Source organism: Cellulomonas bogoriensis 69B4 = DSM 16987 (assembly GCF_000767165.1).
GTDB lineage: Bacteria > Actinomycetota > Actinomycetes > Actinomycetales > Cellulomonadaceae > Actinotalea > Actinotalea bogoriensis.
The window spans coordinates 1-485 of the sequence record NZ_AXCZ01000464.1; the positions used below are offsets into that span (position 1 = coordinate 1).

The 485-nt window shown below is 73.2% G+C and carries 1 protein-coding gene; it reads left to right on the forward strand.

Annotated elements, in window-relative coordinates:
- Positions 1 to 485: helix-turn-helix domain-containing protein (locus tag N869_RS16035; RefSeq protein ID WP_035063408.1), on the forward strand; the 485-nt coding region annotated here is incomplete at both ends.

The following is a 485-nucleotide window of genomic DNA, read 5'->3' on the forward strand; positions in this document are numbered from 1 at the left end:
CGCAAGCGGGTCTGGCGCTGCCCCGTCGCGGGGTGCGCGGTCGCGACGTTCTCCGAGACCCACGAGTTGATCGCGCCGCGGGCCAAGCTCACTGTCCGGGCGATCACCTGGGCGACTGACGCGCTGGCCCACGACGACACCACCGTCGCCGCGTTGGCCCGCCACCTGGGTGTGGACTGGCACACGGCCTGGGACGCGATCGAGGCCGAGGCGATCCGGCGCCTGGCGGACCCGGCCCGGATGGACGGGGTGGTCACCCTGGGGGTCGACGAGCACATCTGGAAGCCCTCGCACCACGGTGGGGACCGGGCGGTGATCTCGATGGTCGACCTGACCCGCGACCAGGCCGGGAACGTCCAGGCGCGGTTGCTGGACGTGGTCCCTGGCCGGTCTGGGACCGCCTACTCCAGGTGGTTGGCCGCCCAGCCCGAGGGGTTCACCGGGACCGTGGAGCACGCCGCCCTGGACCCGTTCCGCGGGTATGC